15 protein-coding genes are annotated in these 16,775 nt (G+C 63.1%); 7 read left to right on the forward strand and 8 right to left on the reverse strand.

Annotated elements, in window-relative coordinates; all coding sequences use genetic code 11:
• Positions 1–15: 15 nt before the first annotated feature.
• Positions 16–1,971, reverse strand: coding sequence for an LTA synthase family protein (locus AC0L2D_RS23960; RefSeq protein WP_473542688.1), 1,956 nt, complete (start codon positions 1,969–1,971; stop codon positions 16–18).
• Between the two features lie 253 nt (positions 1,972–2,224).
• Between AC0L2D_RS23960 and fabD the strand changes: the two genes are divergently transcribed.
• The 4 genes from fabD (at position 2,225) to fabF (ending at position 5,709) form a co-directional block, all read left to right on the forward strand.
• Entirely contained in the window at positions 2,225–3,166 is a 942-nt protein-coding gene (gene fabD, locus AC0L2D_RS23965) for an ACP S-malonyltransferase (RefSeq protein ID WP_013532517.1), read from the forward strand.
• A gap of 60 nt (positions 3,167–3,226) precedes the next feature.
• Positions 3,227–3,964 (forward strand): 3-oxoacyl-[acyl-carrier-protein] reductase, encoded by a 738-nt coding sequence (gene fabG / locus AC0L2D_RS23970; protein WP_063171792.1) that lies wholly within the window; start codon positions 3,227–3,229, stop codon positions 3,962–3,964.
• A 211-nt stretch (positions 3,965–4,175) separates the two neighbouring features.
• The gene (locus tag AC0L2D_RS23975; RefSeq protein WP_006203723.1) at positions 4,176–4,412 is read left to right on the forward strand and encodes an acyl carrier protein; all 237 of its coding nucleotides are present in this window, start codon (positions 4,176–4,178) and stop codon (positions 4,410–4,412) included.
• Positions 4,413–4,446: 34 nt separating this feature from the next.
• Positions 4,447–5,709, forward strand: a complete 1,263-nt coding sequence (fabF, locus tag AC0L2D_RS23980) for a beta-ketoacyl-ACP synthase II (protein ID WP_013532515.1) — start codon at positions 4,447–4,449, stop codon at positions 5,707–5,709.
• Here the strand turns inward: fabF and AC0L2D_RS23985 are convergent.
• Entirely contained in the window at positions 5,697–5,969 is a 273-nt protein-coding gene (locus AC0L2D_RS23985) for a hypothetical protein (protein ID WP_473542691.1), read from the reverse strand. The genes fabF and AC0L2D_RS23985 overlap by 13 nt on opposite strands.
• On the opposite strand from AC0L2D_RS23985, the gene mltG reads away from it, so the two are divergent.
• The 3 genes from mltG to gmk all read left to right on the forward strand — a co-directional run bounded on the left by mltG (position 5,968) and on the right by gmk (position 8,783).
• Positions 5,968–7,077 carry an endolytic transglycosylase MltG gene (gene mltG, locus AC0L2D_RS23990; RefSeq protein ID WP_473542693.1) on the forward strand — a complete coding sequence of 370 codons (1,110 nt, stop codon included), beginning with the start codon at positions 5,968–5,970 and terminating at the stop codon, positions 7,075–7,077. The two genes, AC0L2D_RS23985 and mltG, sit on opposite strands and share 2 nt — an antisense overlap.
• A 155-nt stretch (positions 7,078–7,232) precedes the next feature.
• A complete protein-coding gene (locus AC0L2D_RS23995) occupies positions 7,233–8,123 on the forward strand; it encodes a YicC/YloC family endoribonuclease (protein ID WP_013532513.1) in 891 nt (296 codons plus the stop codon).
• 3 nt (positions 8,124–8,126) lie between these two features.
• Positions 8,127–8,783, forward strand: a complete 657-nt coding sequence (gene gmk / locus AC0L2D_RS24000) for a guanylate kinase (protein WP_013532512.1) — start codon at positions 8,127–8,129, stop codon at positions 8,781–8,783.
• Between the two features lie 48 nt (positions 8,784–8,831).
• Here gmk and rsmA read toward each other — a convergent pair whose 3' ends face one another.
• From rsmA to lptF, 6 genes are all read right to left on the reverse strand, one after another.
• Complete coding sequence (gene rsmA, locus AC0L2D_RS24005; RefSeq protein WP_063173630.1) at positions 8,832–9,671, reverse strand: 16S rRNA (adenine(1518)-N(6)/adenine(1519)-N(6))-dimethyltransferase RsmA; 840 nt, start codon at positions 9,669–9,671, stop codon at positions 8,832–8,834.
• 10 nt (positions 9,672–9,681) lie between these two features.
• Positions 9,682–10,710 (reverse strand): 4-hydroxythreonine-4-phosphate dehydrogenase PdxA, encoded by a 1,029-nt coding sequence (pdxA, locus tag AC0L2D_RS24010; protein WP_024504314.1) that lies wholly within the window; start codon positions 10,708–10,710, stop codon positions 9,682–9,684.
• A gap of 1 nt (position 10,711) precedes the next feature.
• On the reverse strand, positions 10,712–11,650 hold the full coding sequence (locus AC0L2D_RS24015; protein WP_473542696.1) for a peptidylprolyl isomerase: 939 nt from the start codon (positions 11,648–11,650) through the stop codon (positions 10,712–10,714).
• 90 nt (positions 11,651–11,740) lie between these two features.
• A complete protein-coding gene (locus AC0L2D_RS24020; RefSeq protein WP_024504312.1) occupies positions 11,741–14,179 on the reverse strand; it encodes an LPS-assembly protein LptD in 2,439 nt (812 codons plus the stop codon).
• Positions 14,179–15,264, reverse strand: coding sequence for an LPS export ABC transporter permease LptG (gene lptG, locus AC0L2D_RS24025; protein ID WP_024504311.1), 1,086 nt, complete (start codon positions 15,262–15,264; stop codon positions 14,179–14,181). Before lptG ends, AC0L2D_RS24020 begins: the two co-directional genes overlap by 1 nt.
• Positions 15,261–16,463: an LPS export ABC transporter permease LptF gene (gene lptF / locus AC0L2D_RS24030; protein WP_013532506.1), complete on the reverse strand. Its 1,203-nt coding sequence runs from the start codon at positions 16,461–16,463 to the stop codon at positions 15,261–15,263. Before lptF ends, lptG begins: the two co-directional genes overlap by 4 nt.
• Positions 16,464–16,775: the final 312 nt, after the last annotated feature.

Below are 16,775 nucleotides of genomic sequence, written 5' to 3' on the forward strand. Positions count from 1 at the left end.
AGGAAATCGCTGGCCTCAACTCGTATGGGCGGCGACAATCTTGTCGACCGTTTCGGGGAAGAAGTCGGGTGCCGCGTGGCGTTTGCCGAACATCATATCGTACTGCAGCAGGCGGAAATCGCGGATCGCCGGATCGATCTCCTTCTGCCGCGCCCAATCGGGCGTGGCCTCGCCAGCCGGCGTCAGCAGCAAATTGCGGTCGACGACACGGTAGTGTTCGCTCATCTCGCCCAGGAAGCCGGTGTAGTAGGGATGGCTGATGCCGGCCGTCTTCAGGATATGATAGGGCAGGAAGGCCGGGCTGACGGCGCCCATGTGCTCAGCTGGCCCGGTGCGGTTCGACCAGATGACCAGCGGCGTCTCATGATGCTCGAGGGCAGCCTCGGGCGACGCTTCCTTGCGCGGCGCGACATTGTCCTTCAGGAAGCCGGTTTCGACATAGACCGGCCCGAGCGGCGGCAGATGGTCGCCGAAGAAGGCGATCACGGTTGGGCGGGAGCGTGTCTTTGCCCATTCGACGAGGCGTTCGAGACCGCGATCGGCATCGGCTGAGCCTTCGGCGTAGCTGAGCAGCGATTCGCGCGCCCACTGGCTGATCGGCGCCTGCACCCTGTGCGTGGGACTGTAATAGCGGTTCGGTTCGTAGGGACCGTGGTTTTGCAGGCTGACCGCAAAGAAGAACACCGGCTCTTCGCTGGCGTCGGCCTCGCTGATGATCTCGTCGGTCATCGCGGCATCCGATGCCAGTGGCCCGCGCTTTTGCATTGGCGGCAGCGTCTCTTCCGACTTGAAATCGTTGAAGCCGAAATCGGCGTAGACCGCGCCACGGTTCCAGAACCAGTTGGTGCCCGGATGGATGGCGCGCGCCCGATAACCCTGGCTCTTGAGGAAGGTTGCCAGCGACGGCGTCGGCGTGCGCACATATTGCTGGTAGGGGATGCTGCCGGCCGGCAGGAACGCGTTGGAGAAGCCGGTCAGCGCCTCGAACTCGATATTGGCGGTCATGCCGCCGAACTCCGGCGAGAACATCGAGCCGGAGCGCAGCGCCCGCACATTGGGGATCGGATCGGGCGTGATGGTGACGCCGGGCAGCTTGGTCGGGTCCCAGAAGGACTCGCTCATGACGATGATGATGTCAGGCTTCTCGGTCGGCACCGAGGCGGTCACATCGGGCCTGGCGATCGCCGCGATCGCCTTGTCGGAATAGCCCGGCGGCGCAGAGACATGCGCCATCGGCACATTGAGCGCAAAGGCCAGCGCAAAACCGTTGGAGGCATAGTTTTCCTTCTGGTCCCACATGATCGGGATGATCTGCAACCGGTCCCTGGTCCAGGAGAACGTGGCATAGTCCATGATCGAAACGAAGAAGGCGAGCAGCGGCACTGCCAGCGTCAGCCGCGCAAGGCGTCCCTTGCGGCTAAGTGCGGGAACCTTGCGGCGCCACATCCGCCAGCCATAGACGAGCAGCGACAGGCCGGCGACGATGCCGACGACCATCGCGAGCGCGGTCATCGGCCGGTCGCGCACCAAAAGCGGCAACAGCGCGAAGATCTGGCGGGCATAGAGGAAATCGGTCGGATAGAGCGGATCGCCGAGATAATGCGACTTCTGGTGGCCGACGAAGGCAAGCGATAGCGTCAGCGGCGCGACGATCATCAGGCTCTGATGGCTGCGGCCCAGCACCGCATCGAGGCCGATCAGGATCAGCGCGAACACGACGATGGTGGTCCAGCCCGGCTTGAGCGGCTGCAGGAAGAAGGAGACCGTGCCGGCAAAGTCGCCGCGCACGATCAGTTCGATGGCAAACACCAGGACGGCGGCGATCGCCAGGCTGATCAGCCCATAGCGCACGACCGGCCATCTCCTGCCCGGCAGATAGCCGGTGGAGGGGTCGTCTTCCAGGAACTGTGGCGCGGCCTTGCCGGCGCGTTTGTAACTCTTTGCCACTTTAACTTCCCCACCCAGCGACAAGCACGTCACTCGATTGTCATGGAATTGTCACGCAAAGCTAGCGCCTGTGGCCAAAATAAGAAGAGCCAGCAAACGAATCGTGAGCGGTTTTCATCAGGAGTGATCGCCAAAAAGCCTTTCGGAACAGGCACTCGGCGGATGAAGCTGCCGTCGAGCAGGGTCGAACCGGGCTTGACTTGGCGGCCTGCCTTGCGTCACAGGCAAGAAAAACTCGTCTATCAGGCAAGCAAAACCAGCCCTTGGGAGCCCGCGCATGGCCGTTGCATTCACCTTTCCTGGACAAGGCAGCCAGGCAGTCGGCATGGGCAAGGATCTCGCCGAGGCCTTTCCCGAGGCGCGCAGAATTTTCCAGGAAGTCGACGACGCGCTCGGCGAAAACCTGTCGAAGCTGATCTGGGAAGGGCCGGAAGAGACGTTGATGCTGACCGCCAACGCGCAGCCGGCGCTGATGGCGGTGTCGCTGGCCGCGATCCGGGCGCTGGAATCGCGCGGCTTCTCGCTGAAAGGCAAGGTCGCCTATGTCGCCGGTCATTCGCTGGGCGAATATTCGGCGCTCGCGGCCGCTGGCTTCGTTTCGGTTGCCGATGCCGCCAGGCTGCTGCGCATCCGCGGCAATGCCATGCAGGCGGCGGTGCCGGCCGGCGAGGGCGCCATGGCGGCGATCATCGGATTGGAACAGGCCGATGTCGAAGCCGCTTGCGCGGAAGCCGCCAAAGGCTCCGTCTGCCAGATCGCCAACGACAATGGCGGCGGCCAACTGGTCATTTCCGGCGCCAGGGCCGCGGTCGAACTGGCGGCGAAACTGTGCACTGAGAAAGGCGCCAAGCGCGCACTGATGCTGCAGGTGTCCGCGCCCTTCCATTCGGCGCTGATGGCGCCGGCCGCGAACGTCATGCGCGACGCACTCGCCGGTGTGACAAAGAATGCGCCGGTCGTTCCCGTCCTCTCCAATGTCACGGTCAGCCCGACCAGCGATCCGGACGAGATCGCCCGCCGCCTGGTCGAGCAGATAACCGGCCGCGTACGTTGGCGCGAGACCGTGGAGTGGTTCGGCGCAAATGGCGTCACCACGCTTTACGAGATTGGCGCCGGCAAGGTGCTTTCGGGATTGGCGCGGCGCATCAACCGCGACATCGCCACTGCGTCGGTCGGCTCGGCGGCTGAGGTCGAGGCAACGCTAGCAGCGCTTGCATAAAGCCCCATTTGATCCCATTCCCTGCAAAAGGGGTGTTCTCTTCTCAATCAGGAGACAAAAATGTTCGAATTGACTGGCCGCAAGGCGCTCGTCACCGGCGCATCGGGAGGCATCGGCGAGGCGATCGCCCGGATGCTGCATGCGCAAGGCGCGATCGTCGGCCTGCATGGCACCCGCATCGAGAAATTGGACGCGCTGGCTAGCGAGCTTGGCGACCGGGTCAAGCTGTTCCCGGCCAATTTGTCCAACCGTGACGAGGTCAAGGCGCTCGGCCAGAAAGCCGAGGCCGATCTCGAAGGCGTCGACATCCTGGTCAACAACGCCGGCATCACCAAGGACGGGCTGTTCGTGCGCATGTCGGATGCCGATTGGGACAGCGTGATCGAGGTCAATCTGACCGCCGTTTTCCGGCTCACCCGCGAACTCACCCATCCGATGATGCGCCGCCGCCATGGCCGCATCATCAACATCACCTCGGTGGTCGGCGTGACCGGCAATCCCGGCCAGACCAATTACTGCGCCTCCAAGGCCGGCATGATCGGCTTCTCCAAGTCGCTGGCGCAGGAGATCGCCACCCGCAACATCACCGTTAACTGCGTTGCACCAGGCTTCATCGAATCGGCAATGACCGACAAGCTCAACGATAAGCAGAAAGAGGCGATCATGGCGGCGATCCCGACGCGGCGCATGGGCACCAGCGTCGAAGTCGCGTCCGCCGTCGCTTATCTCGCCTCCAACGAAGCCGCCTACGTCACCGGCCAGACCATCCACGTAAATGGCGGCATGGCTATGATTTGAACGAGGTTCTGCAGCAACGCCGGCGGGTTGTGTAAAGAGACCATTTCGGCTTGGACCTCAGCTATTTTTCGTGTAATGCGGCCCGCAACCCGGCGGTTCGGGCAAAAATCGGTCCGTAGTCGTTGCGTTTCCGGCAGGACCATCTTTCAGCTTGATTAGCGGCATTCTGCCCGCTAACGAAGACAGACAAACAAAAGACGAGGATGCCCAAATGAGTGACACCGCAGAGCGCGTCAAGAAGATCGTCATCGAGCACCTTGGCGTCGATGCCGACAAAGTGACGGAGCAGGCGAGCTTCATCGATGATCTGGGCGCCGACAGCCTCGACACGGTCGAACTCGTCATGGCGTTCGAAGAAGAATTCGGCGTCGAGATCCCCGACGACGCGGCCGAGACCATCCTGACCGTCGGCGATGCCGTGAAGTACATCGACAAGGCTTCGGCCTGACGCTTTCTGCAGTCATCACCGGGGAGGACCTGCGATGAGGCGTGTCGTCGTCACGGGCCTTGGCTTGCTGTCGCCGTTCGGCATGGGCTTCGAGCACAGCTGGAAGGAGCTTCTGACCGGCCGCAGCGCTGCCAAGCGCATCACCGAGTTCGAGGTGGAGGACCTTGCTTGCAAGATCGCCCACGTCATTCCGCGTGGTGACGGCAGCAATGCCACCTTCAATCCCGAGGCCGTGCTCGAGCCGAAGGAATTGCGCAAGATCGGCGACTTCATCCTGTACGGGATTGCCGCCGCCGACGAGGCGCTGAAGGATTCCGGCTGGGAACCCAAGACGCATGAAGAGCAATGCGCCACCGGCGTCCTGATCGGCTCCGGCATCGGCGGCATCGAGGGCATCGCCGAGAACGCGATGATCCTCAAGGAACGCGGCCCGCGCCGCATCAGCCCCTTCTTCATCCCGGGCCAGATCATCAATCTCGTCTCCGGGCAGGTTTCGATCCGGCACGGGCTGAAAGGCCCGAACCATGCCGTCGTCACGGCCTGTTCGACCGGCGCGCACGCCATTGGCGATGCTGCCCGGCTGATCATGTGGGGCGATGCCGACGTGATGGTCGCCGGTGGCGCCGAAGCGCCGGTGACGCGGCTGTCGATCGCCGGGTTCGCCGCATGCCGGGCACTGTCGACGGAACGCAATGATTCGCCGCAAACGGCGTCGCGCCCCTATGATCGCGACCGCGACGGCTTCGTCATGGGCGAGGGCGCCGGCGTTGTCGTGCTCGAGGAGCTCGAACATGCCAAAGCGCGCGGCGCCAAGATCTATGCCGAGGTGACGGGTTATGGTCTCACCGGCGACGCGCATCACATCACGGCGCCCGCCGAGGATGGCGATGGTGCCTTCCGTTGCATGACGGCGGCACTCAACCGGGCCAAGCTTACGCCTGCCGACGTCGACTACATCAACGCGCACGGCACCTCGACCATGGCCGACACGATCGAGCTCGGCGCTGTCGAGCGGCTTGTCGGCAATGCCGCATCGAAGATCTCGATGTCGTCCACCAAGTCGTCGATCGGCCATCTGCTTGGGGCGGCCGGTGCCGCCGAAGCGATCTTCTCGATCCTTGCCATCAGGGACAATGTCGCGCCGCCGACCATCAACCTCGACAACCCCGAACGCGAAACCGCGATCGACCTGGTGCCGAACAAGCCGCGCGCCCGCCAGATCGACGTGGCGCTGTCCAATTCGTTCGGCTTTGGCGGGACCAATGCGTCGCTGGTCTTCCAGCGCTACAATGGCTGATCGTCCGGCTGCCGGGCGACGCTTTGGCGTGCCGCCAATTTTGCCATATTCGCCTCTACTCTGCCGCTGGGGATTCGTTGGGCGATCAAACGGTAGGGCGAAATGAACACAAATCCGGCAGGCAACGGAGAATTCGGGCAACGGCCGGCAACATCCGGACCGATCGTGCCGAAAACGGCCAGCGAGGCGTTGCGGCCAGAGGCCGGCACGCCGCCGCCGAAGCGCTCGCGTGCGTCACGCAGCCAGGTCGTCGTGTTCATGAACTTCGTCATCTCCTCGGTGATGCTGGTGGTGCTGGCGGCCGGCGTCGCGGTCTATTTCGGCAAGCAGGAATTCACCGAGCCCGGACCCTCGGCTAATGGCGACACCTTCCTGGTCAAGCCGAACACCGGCGTCCAGGATATCGCCGACCAGCTCGAACGCCGCGGACTGATCAGCGATGCCCGGGTATTCCGCCTTGGCGTGCGGGCCTTCGGCAATGATTCGGCGCTGAAAGCCGGCGAGTACGAGATCAAGCCCAGGGCTTCCATGCGCGATATCATGGAGCTTCTGAAGAGCGGCAAGTCGGTGATGTATTCGCTGACCATCCCTGAAGGACTGACTGTCGACCAGGCATTGCAGCGCATCGCCGAGGAGACTGCCTTGAGCGGCGACATGCCGGCAACCACGCCGCCGGAGGGCAGCCTCGCCACCGACACGCTGCGCTTCACGCGCGGCGCGACACGCCAGCAGATGGTCGACAAGCTGCTTGCGGATCAGAAGAAGCTGGTTGACGATGTCTGGCAGCGGCGCGCGCCGGACCTGCCGCTGGCCAACGTCGAAGAGTTCGTCACGCTGGCTTCGATTGTCGAGAAAGAGACGGGCAAGGGTGACGAGCGTTCACGGGTTGCCGCCGTCTTCCTGAACCGGCTTGCCAAGGGCATGCGCCTGCAATCCGATCCGACCATCATCTACGGGTTGTTCGGCGGCAAGGGAAAGCCGGCGGACCGGCCGATCTACCAGTCGGATATCCAGAAACAGACCCCCTACAACACCTATGTGATCAACGGCTTGCCGCCGACGCCGATCGCCAATCCGGGTCGTGCAGCGCTGGAGGCGGTGGCCAACCCATCGAAGACCGACGACCTCTATTTCGTCGCCGACGGCACCGGTGGGCACGTCTTTGCCGCGACGCTGGACGAGCACAACGAGAATGTCGCCCGCTATCGCGCTCTGCAGAAGAAGCAGGCGGATGACGTCGCCAAAGCCGCCAAGACGACCGGCGGCGGCGACAGCAATGCCGTCAAGCCGGCGGACGGTGGGCCGGCCGACAGTGCGCCGGCTGACGGTGCCGACGACAGCGGCGGTGACGCGGGCGCTGCCCAGTAGAATGAAGAAAGGCGTTGCCCGACAGGCGACGCCCTGACATTTGCAAGAGCGCCGCGCGTCCGATTTCGACGCGCTGCGGCGCAGTCATTTTCAAGCAGCACTTGCTCTGTCCGGAAAGCCGGTTCGGGGCAATGTGCCAGGGACGTGTGGGCGATATGAATTTGCAGAGCATGACCGGTTTTGCACGCGCCGTCGCCGAGCACGAAGGCACTTCGATCGCCTGGGAGGTCAAGTCCGTCAACGGCAAGAGCGTCGAAGTACGGCTGCGGCTGCCGCAAGGCTTCGAGCGGTTGGAACCGGCTGTCCGGCAGATACTTCAGAAACGTTTTGCACGCGGCAATTTTCAGGCGACGCTGACCATCGGCCGTGCCGTCGGCGCGCAGGCGCAGCCGGTCGTCAACGAAGCCTTCCTGAAGGACCTGGCCGGGCTCGCCAAGCGGCTGCAGGAGCAGTTCGGCGTTGCTGCGGCGACCTCGGATGGACTGCTGTCGCTGCGCGGCGTGCTCGACATTCCCGAAACTGTCGAAACCGAGGAGGCGAGGGCCGCGCTCGATGCCGCGATCATGGCCGCGCTCGAAGTGGCCTTGAACGGGCTCGAACAGGCACGGCAGGGCGAAGGGGCCGCGCTGGCTTTGCTGCTGTCGGGTCATATCGACACAATCGAGGCGCTGACGCTGCGGGCAGAAGTGGATCCATCCCGCGAGACCGCGGTGATCCGGGAACGCATCGCCGAGCAGGTCAGGCTGCTGATGGACGCTTCCGCCAATTTGGATGCCACCCGACTGCACATGGAGGCCGCGTTCCTGGCCACCAAGGCCGATATTCGCGAAGAGATCGACCGGCTGAAAACGCATGTCGCATCCGGCCGGGCACTGCTGGTGGGCGGCGGCGCGGTCGGTCGCAAGCTCGATTTTCTGGCACAGGAATTTAACCGCGAATCGAATACGCTGTGTTCCAAGTCGAATGCCGCCGCCATCACCGCGATCGGGCTGGACCTGAAGGCGGTGGTCGACCAGTTTCGTGAACAGATCCAGAATCTGGAGTAGCCGATGGTTGCCAAGGATTTGGGGTCCCGCATTCGCCGCCGGGGCCTGATGCTCGTCCTGTCGTCGCCGTCCGGCGCCGGCAAGTCGACGATCGCGCGCAATCTTCTGGAAAGCGATTCCAGCCTCGAACTGTCGGTCTCGGTCACCACCAGGCCGCGCCGCGGCAGCGAGATCGAAGGCGTCCACTATCATTTCCGGACGATGCGCGAATTCGAGCGGCTTCGTGATTCCGACGCGCTGCTGGAGTGGGCCGAGGTGCATGGCAATTGCTATGCGACACCGCGCGAGCCTGCCGAACTGGCGCTGTCTGAAGGGCGCGACATGCTGTTCGACATCGACTGGCAGGGCGCCCAGCAGCTCAAGGAGAAGATGCGCGCGGACATCGTCTCGATCTTCATCCTGCCGCCATCGATGAAGGAGTTGAAGGCACGGCTGAAGCGCCGCGCCGAAGACCAGGAAGCGGTGATCGAAACGCGGTTGAAAAACGCCCGCAACGAGATCGAGCACTGGAAGGAATATGATTTCGTCATCGTCAATGATGACCTCGATCGCGCCTTCGCCGAAGTGCGCGGCATCGTCGTCGCCGAGCGGCTGAGACGCGACCGCCGGCCAGGCCTGTTCGATTTCGTCTCGGGACTGTTGGACGAGAAGACGGGTTGAGGCGGTGAAGCGCCAATCTCCCCCTTGTGGGGGGAGATTGGCAGCCTCTTACACCGCGTTTGTCAACCTTACAAACTCCTCGACGCTGAGCGTTTCGGCGCGGCGTGTCGGATCGATGCCGGCGCGTTCGAGCAGGGCCTCGCCGCCGAGGCTCTTCACGCTCTGCCGCAGCATCTTGCGACGTTGGCCGAAGGCGGCTTCTGTGACGCGGCCGAGTTTCTTCACCTCGGTGGGCAGGGGCATCGGGCGCGGCACAAGATGCACCACCGAGGAGGTGACCTTTGGCGGCGGCGTGAATGCCTGTGGCGGTACGTCGAAGGCGATCCTCGCCTCCGTCCGCCAGCCGGCAAGAACCCCCAGCCGGCCATAGCTGTCGCTGCCGGCGGGAGCGACGATGCGCTCGGCCACCTCGCGCTGGAACATCAAAGTCATCGAGGTGTAGAAAGGCGGCCAGTCGCTGACGGTCAACCAGCGCACCAGCAGCTCCGTGCCGATGTTGTAGGGCAGGTTGGCCACGATCTTGACCGGGCCGCCATTGCCGGTCGCTCGACTGGCAAGGCCCGTGAAATCCGTCTTCAGCGCATCGCCCGAAACAACCTCCAGCCGGCCGGGATAGTGGTCGGACACTTCGGCAAGAGCAGCCAGGCAACGTTCGTCGCGCTCTATGGCGATCACCTGGCGCGCTCCGTTGGCAAGCAAGGCGCGGGTCAGCCCGCCGGGACCGGGGCCGACCTCGATGACGGTTGCATCGGACAAGTCGCCGGCGGTGCGGGCGATCTTGCCGGTGAGGTTGAGGTCGAGCAGGAAATTCTGGCCGAGCGCCTTCTTCGCCTGCAGCCCATGCCGCTCGATCACCTCGCGCAGCGGCGGCAGCCCGTCGATGCTCATGCCCGAGATCTCATGCGGCAACCGCCTTGGTGTTCGTGTCGGCCAGCCGCCGGGCAAGCTTCAGCGCCGCTATCAGGCTGTCGGGCCGCGCCACACCCTTGCCGGCGATGTCGAAGGCCGTGCCGTGGTCGGGCGAGGTGCGGATGAAGGGCAGGCCGAGCGTGACATTGACCGCCTCGTCGAAAGCCAGCGCCTTGGCCGGGATAAGCGCCTGGTCGTGATACATGCAAAGGGCCGCGTCGTAACCAGCCCGCGCCCGGACATGGAACAACGTGTCGGCCGGCAAAGGGCCGAAAGCGTCGATGCCTTCGGCGCGCAGGATGTCGACCGCCGGGCGCACGATCCGCTCGTCCTCGAGGCCCATGGCGCCGCCTTCGCCGGCATGTGGATTGAGCCCGGCAATCGCCAGCCGTGGCCTGGCGATGCCGAAGCGGCCGGCAAGGTCGGCAGCGGTGATGCGCGCGGTGGCGACGATCAGTTCGGTGGTCAGTGCCTTCGGCACCTCGGCCAGCGCTATGTGGATGGTGACGGGAACGGTGCGCAGGTCGGGTCCTGCCAGCATCATCACCGGCATCGCCTCGACGCCGCTGTGCCGAGCCGCCAGATGCGCCAGATATTCGGTGTGGCCGGGAAAGCGAAAGCCGGCATCGTAGAGCGGCTTCTTGGCGATGGGGCAGGTGACCACGGCCGAGGCTTCGCCGGCAAGGCAATCGGCGACGGCGCGGTCGATGGCCTCGATCGTGGCGGCCGCATTGGCCGGATCCGGCTGGCCGGGGCTGTCGATGCAGCCTGCAGCCAGCGGAACGATCGGCAAGGCGCGGGCAAAGACCTGCGCCGCTTGTGCCGGGGTGGCTTCGGCGATCGGCAGCGAGAGGCCGAGCAGGCGCGCCCGGGAGGCGATCAGCGCCGGATCGGCGAGCAGGTAGAAGGGGGGCAGGGCGGCAGCTTCACGCGCCATGAAGGCGGCGATGGCGATCTCCGGCCCAATGCCGGACGGATCGCCGGCGCTCAACGCGAGCGCAGTCACTGCGTTGCCCACGTCAGCGCTTGACGATGCGGGCTTTTGCCTTCAGCTCGTCGACATATTTCTTGCTGAGCGCGTCGGCATCCTTGTCGCCGCCGGAGCCTTCGGCCTGGAACGCCATCTGGGCAACTTTGTCGTCGGACACTTCGCGCGACGAGCAGATGCCGATGAATTCGACGCCGCGTTCGGTTTCGCGCGTGACGGTGGCACCGCCGACTTTGGTAGCTTTGATCTGCTCGGCCCAGTCCGGCGGCAGTTGCGGCGCCAGCACCCGGCCCAGATCGCGAACGGTGACGTCGATCAGGCCCTTGGCGAATTCGCGCGTCGTGTTGCAGCCGTTGAAGCGGGCGCGCATGGCGTCGGCCTCTCGCTTGCGTTTGCCCAGCGTCGCGCTGCGTTCAGCCGCCGGCACCACGAAGATGACCTGCTGCAGCATGTATTCGGTGGCGCTCGGTTTGGCGCCGCCTTTTTCGAGCATCTTCCTGACGAGATCCTGTTCGCTGACGGCGCCGGTGCCGTCGCCGGAACGGTAGCGCGCGCTCAAGGCCTGGTTCCAGGCCATCTGGGCGCGGATGAATTCCTTGAAGTGGCTCTTGGTGACGCCCGACTTCTCCATGACGCCGTCGAGCTGGCTGAGCTGCATCTTGTTGCTCGAGGCAAAGCGCTGATACGCGGCATCGACCTGGGCGTCGCTGATGCGGATACCAAGCCGCTTGGCCTCGGCCATACGCAGCGTCTGGTCGATCATTTCCTGGCCGGCATCGCCCTTCTTGCGCTGCAGCTTCAGGAAAGCGGCGCGATGGGCGATGTCGCCGGTGGTGACAGGAATGTCGTTGACGACGTATTTGATCTCGCTGGCGAAAGCTGGCGGCGCCATTACGGTGATCGACACGGACGTCGCCGCCAGGAGCAACGCGAAACCTGCTGAAAAGAGGTATTTCCTCATTGTTGGCATCCCAATTCTATCCCGGTCCCGCCCAATTTGATCTTTCCAGGTGCGCGAAATCCGTGCCAGCCCTATGCGGCGAAACGATGTCGCCGATTGTTACTGGATCGTGTCGACGGCACTGGTCGACGAGCCGAAATCGCCGAGGGTGCGGAACGACAGATTGAAGCCGATGGTCTGCGACACCTCCCTGGTGTTCAGATCGCGCGACTGCGAGTAGGTCATCAAATAAGTGAAGCAGGAATCGTTGTAGGCGAAGCCGACGCCATCCTTGACCAGCAGGCTCTGCTGCAGGTCGTAGGTTCCTGTGCCGAAGACGCGCCAGTTTTCGGCCAGATGCGTGGATGCACCAAGCGTGACCTCGTGGCGGTCGGTGGTGAAGCCGTACAGCGGCTGGGCCTGGATGAAGGCGTATTTGGCGCTCAGCGACACAGGCAGGCCGGAATAGGCGGCCTTCACCTCGGCGCGGCGGATCTCGAAGCTCTGTTCGTCAAAACGGCCGCTGACCGAGGCCGCGAAGCCGTTGGGGCTGTTGATGCCGAACAGGCCGACATAGTCGGACTTGGTCGTGTCGAGGCCGGAGTTTGCGCCGACATTCACCAAATCCGGCGCGGCGAACGAGTTCTCGCCGCCAATCTGATAGGATTGGCCGAAAATGGCATTGGTGCCCCAGCCATTGTTGTAGGAGCCGGAATAGCGGAAGCCGACATTGGCGCGCGAACCGCCTTCGACGCGGTCGTAACCGGAGAACTTGTCGCGTTCGAACAAGGTGGTCGCGTCGAAGACCATGCTTTGGGCGTCTTCGTTGGGCACTGAGAGGCCGCCGACATATTGCTCGTTCGGACGCATGAAGACCTGTGCCATCGGTTCGATGACATGGCTGGACCCGCTGGCCATGGAAAACAGCACCGGCCAACGCATCTCAAGCCCGGCGGTTGCCATGTAACGGGCAAATGACGAGCGCATGTCGTCCTGCTCGCCCAAATGCGTCGCCATTCTGTCGATCGCGTCCAGCGAAGCCGACGACGCGTTGAGGTAGTCGACGTCGCCCTGCAGCGCGAGCAACGGCGTCAGCACCAGCCCGCCATCGGTGACGAAGCTCCGCTTCCACTCGGCCTCGGCGGTGAGACGGCCCGATTCGCCTTCGATGCCGCGGACGCGCTGCGTGGGAGTGAGGGCATTGTAGGGCTCGACGAAGGTCTCATCGACATCGTCGCGGCGGATGACACGCGCGTTGACATTGAGCGACAGCTGGCCGCCGGCCACCGACGCATCAGGAATATAGGCGTAGTCGAGCGACGGCAGCACCCAGGGCTGTTGTCCGCTTCGTGCAGAGGCGTTGTCGTCAGGTGTATCTTCCTGCACATCGAAATGCATGGCGCGCACGTCGAAATAGTTGCGGCCGTTGAGACCCGTCAAGTAGACCGACGACTGGTGGACGCTGCTATTGTACTTTTCGATGCCGTAGGTGTTCGAGAAATTCTTGTCGGTCTGCAGCAGCACGTCCCAGCCGAAGTTCCAGCGTGAGTTGATGGCGAACTGCCCCTGGGTACCCATCATGCCGCGGAATTTGTTGGGATCGCCGGCGCTGCCCGAATTGACGTTGTGGCCAGAGCTGGAGGGGAAGGCAGTGGTGTCGAGGAAAGCGTCGGGATTCTGCTGGTGTATCCCGGCGATCTTCAAGCTGTACTCGCCATTGTTGAAGCGCTGACGCCACTCGGCCTCACCGAGGAAACCCTGCTTGGTATAGCCGGTGCCGGTGACGGTCAGGTCGTAGGTCGGCGCCAATGCAAGATAATAGGGGACTTTCACGCCGACGCCGAGATCGCTCTTGTAGATGATGCTCGGGATCAGGAAGCCGCTCTTGCGCTTCACCGTCGGGTCGGCAATTTCGAATGCAGGCAGATAGGCAAGCGGAAAACCGAAGAACTCGAAATTCGCATTCTCGAAGCGAACCGTCTTCTTCTCGCCGTTCCAGATGATCTTCTTGGCCTTGACGCGCCAGGTCGGCGCTTTGTCCGGCTTATCCTCGCACGGCTCGCAGGCGGTGTAGACGCCATTGTGGAAGGTGGTCAGCACGCCGCCCATGCGTTCGGCGCTTTCGGCGGCGAAATAGGCCTTGTCGATGGTTTCGACCCGCAACGCGTTGACGAAGCCGTCGGCGAAGTCATCGGTGATGTCGATATGCTGCGAATTGATCTTGGTGCCGTCGCTGTTGATGACTTCGACGTTACCGCTTGCGACCATTCGCTTGGTGTTGCGGTTGTACTCGACCCGCTGGGCGACAAGGCGATTGCCACCATAGTCGATCTGCACGCCGCCAACGGCGGTCACGGTCTGATTGTCGTTGTTATAGACCAGCGTATCGGCCGCCAGCAGCATTTGCGAGCCGGATGGAACCGATGTCGCCATGTCGCCGACGTCCTGCGCAAGCGCCGGTGCCGGAACGGCGTAGGCAAGCACGCACGCCAAGGCGGTCGCCGCATAGAGGCGCGCCAAACCGGCCTGCCTGTTGCTGGGCAAAAACGCCTCCCTCACTAGCCGTCTTCCTTGTATAGCAGGAAAGTCACCCCGAAGAACATAGCCACCATGACCGGTACCCAGGCGGCTACGACAGTCGGCACGAATCCCGCCACGCCGAATGCCTTCACCAGAACCGAAACGACATAAAGCAGAAAGCCAGCGATGATGCCACCCAGAATCATCGTCGCCGACTGCCCCATCCTAGCAAATCGCATTGAAACCGTTGCCGCGATCAGCGTCATGGCGACGAGAAGGAACGGCAACGCCACGAGCGAATCAAACTGCATGGCAAAGGCATTTGCCTTGAGGCCGAAGGAGCGGGCAACCTCGATCTTTCCGGGCAGGTCGTAGAAGGGGATGGTTTCCGGGCGCGCCAGCCGCTCTTGCACGAATTCGGGCTTCAGATTGGTCGGTACGCGATCGGTTGCCGATGCCTGGATCGTGCCGTTCTGGAACGTCTTGACGTCCTGCAATTCCCAATAGCCGTCGCGCAGGAAGGCACGGGCAGCATCCTTGCGCTCGACGATGTTGCCTTGCGGGTCGAGAATGAAGAATACGACATCGGCCATTTCCAGGCCCTGGTTCAGGATGGCCCGCGCACCGATGATGGTGTCCCCCGAACTGGTTTTCTGCCGGATCCAGGGCGCGGCATCGGCCGAGACCTTGTTCGATTTGCCGGAACGCAGCTGGGTTTCGATCTGCTCGGACCAGGAGAATGCGTGCGCGGCGAGCGGATTGATGACGCCAACCGACAGGACGCCGAACAGCAAGGCTCCGATACAGCAGGGCAAGAGGAACTGCCAGGCGGAAACACCGGCGGAACGCGCGATGACCAGCTCGTAGCGCCGGTTCAGCGACACCAGCGTCGCCATCGCCGAGAAGAGACCGACGAACGGCACCGTCTGCAGCATGATCATCGGCATACGGAGGCCTGAAATGGCTACCGCCGTGCCGTAGGTGAAGCCGGGCAGGCCGGTGGTGCGGCCGGACAGCTCGGTGAAATCGATCAGGAACACCAGCGCCAGGAGGCCGATGAAGAACCAGATGGTGATCGTCACGTAGCGGAAGAAGAAATAGCGGCCCAGTGTCCAGCCCATCAGCCGACCCCTTGCCCTGATGTGCCGCGCCTGGACAAACGCAATTTGAAAGCATTCCAGCTGTCAGCGATGCGCGAGGCGAAGTTTGTCATCCAGTCCGCCCAGGTCACGGGCAGTTCCAGTGTCCGGTTCGAGACGATGAACCAGATCGCCACCGCGGAAGCCACGATCGGCACACCATAGACCATATAGGCATATTGCGGGATCTCATCCGCCTTGCTGGCGGCGAAAAAGCCCAGCCAACGCACGAACAGCGATATCGTGATCGCCGTGATCAGCGGATTGACGCGCGCCTCGCGGTGCGAGCGCGCATCCCCGGCGACCGCAAGCGCGATCAGCGCGAAAACCATGGAATAGGTCCATTCCGAGAACCGCTGGTTGACTTCGGCCCGGTATTCGTAGGGGCTCTGCTGATAATACTTGTCGTTGGCGCTCGGGTTGAGCAGGTACTGCGTCGTCTGGTCCTTGGGCAGGAGCGTCACCGCTGAAGCCGCCGCCATGAAGGCCGACATGTCGAAGGCATAGGAGGTGAAGCGGATGACGGAGAGATCGCCGGTCAGCGTTTTGCGATGGATGACGCCGTCATTCATCATCAGCACCTTTTCACCGCCGCGTTCGATGATGCTGCCGGTCTTGGCGTAGTAGACGAGGTTGACGCCTTCTTCGCGCGAATCGGCGACGAAAATGCCGCCCAGCCGATTGTTGGGAAGGCGCTCGCCGACCTGCAGGAACAACCCGTCGTCGATCTTGCGGAAGGTGCCTTCCTGGATGATCAGCGACAACAGATCCGCGCGTGACGACGCCACCAGGGCCCGGTTCTTCTGCCTTGCGTAAGGGTCGATGCCGTTGTCGACGGCAAAGGAAAAAACAGCTGCGGCGAGCGCCAGCAACATGATCGGCCGCACGATCGTCCAGCGCGAGGCCCCCGCGGCGTTGACGACGGCAAGTTCGGAATCCGAATTCATGACGCTGAGTGTCTGTGCGACCGCCACCACCAGCGCAAAAGGCACTACGATCGGGATGATGGACGGAAGGATGAGGGCGGCGACTTCGAAGAAGGTCAGCGCCGACTGGCCGCTGTCGGTGACCAGATCGATCTTTGCCAGCACCTGCGTCGTCCATACGATCGCCAGCGTCCACACAAGAGCGGCCATGAAGACCACGAAAGCGCGGCGCATGATGTAGCGTTCAACGACCTTCATGAAGGCTTTTCTCGATTTTTTCGAACGGCATCATGCCGCCGAACAAGGTAGCTGTCCGGCAGCGCCTGCACAACTGGCTCATCAGATGGTCTATCCGGGTTCTGTCCCACATCACGCCCCCCGGCTGGGCGGAGTGTCGGCGGGAATGGATAAGAAAGGGCGAACATCGATGGTTAACAACAAGTTGCGGCAAAAAGCGGGGCCGTGCCGCGACGAATCGTCATCGATTCCATAGGTCATATGGGATGCCAATTCGGCAAAGTCTTGCCAAATGCCGGAAAACGACCAAATGTCGCGCATCGTTTCGAACCG

This window comes from Mesorhizobium sp. WSM4833, assembly GCF_055811095.1.

What these genes read in the sequence shown, in the direction of transcription:
- AC0L2D_RS23985 (WP_473542691.1), bottom strand. Translation starts at nt 5,969, where the DNA reads ATGAACACGACGACCTGGCTGCGTGACGCACGCGAGCGCTTCGGCGGC.
- lptF (WP_013532506.1), bottom strand. Translation starts at nt 16,463, where the DNA reads ATGAAGGTCGTTGAACGCTACATCATGCGCCGCGCTTTCGTGGTCTTC.
- fabD (WP_013532517.1), top strand. Translation starts at nt 2,225, where the DNA reads ATGGCCGTTGCATTCACCTTTCCTGGACAAGGCAGCCAGGCAGTCGGC.
- AC0L2D_RS24015 (WP_473542696.1), bottom strand. Translation starts at nt 11,650, where the DNA reads ATGCCAACAATGAGGAAATACCTCTTTTCAGCAGGTTTCGCGTTGCTC.
- fabF (WP_013532515.1), top strand. Translation starts at nt 4,447, where the DNA reads ATGAGGCGTGTCGTCGTCACGGGCCTTGGCTTGCTGTCGCCGTTCGGC.
- fabG (WP_063171792.1), top strand. Translation starts at nt 3,227, where the DNA reads ATGTTCGAATTGACTGGCCGCAAGGCGCTCGTCACCGGCGCATCGGGA.
- rsmA (WP_063173630.1), bottom strand. Translation starts at nt 9,671, where the DNA reads ATGAGCATCGACGGGCTGCCGCCGCTGCGCGAGGTGATCGAGCGGCAT.
- mltG (WP_473542693.1), top strand. Translation starts at nt 5,968, where the DNA reads ATGAACTTCGTCATCTCCTCGGTGATGCTGGTGGTGCTGGCGGCCGGC.
- AC0L2D_RS23995 (WP_013532513.1), top strand. Translation starts at nt 7,233, where the DNA reads ATGAATTTGCAGAGCATGACCGGTTTTGCACGCGCCGTCGCCGAGCAC.
- gmk (WP_013532512.1), top strand. Translation starts at nt 8,127, where the DNA reads ATGGTTGCCAAGGATTTGGGGTCCCGCATTCGCCGCCGGGGCCTGATG.
- AC0L2D_RS23975 (WP_006203723.1), top strand. Translation starts at nt 4,176, where the DNA reads ATGAGTGACACCGCAGAGCGCGTCAAGAAGATCGTCATCGAGCACCTT.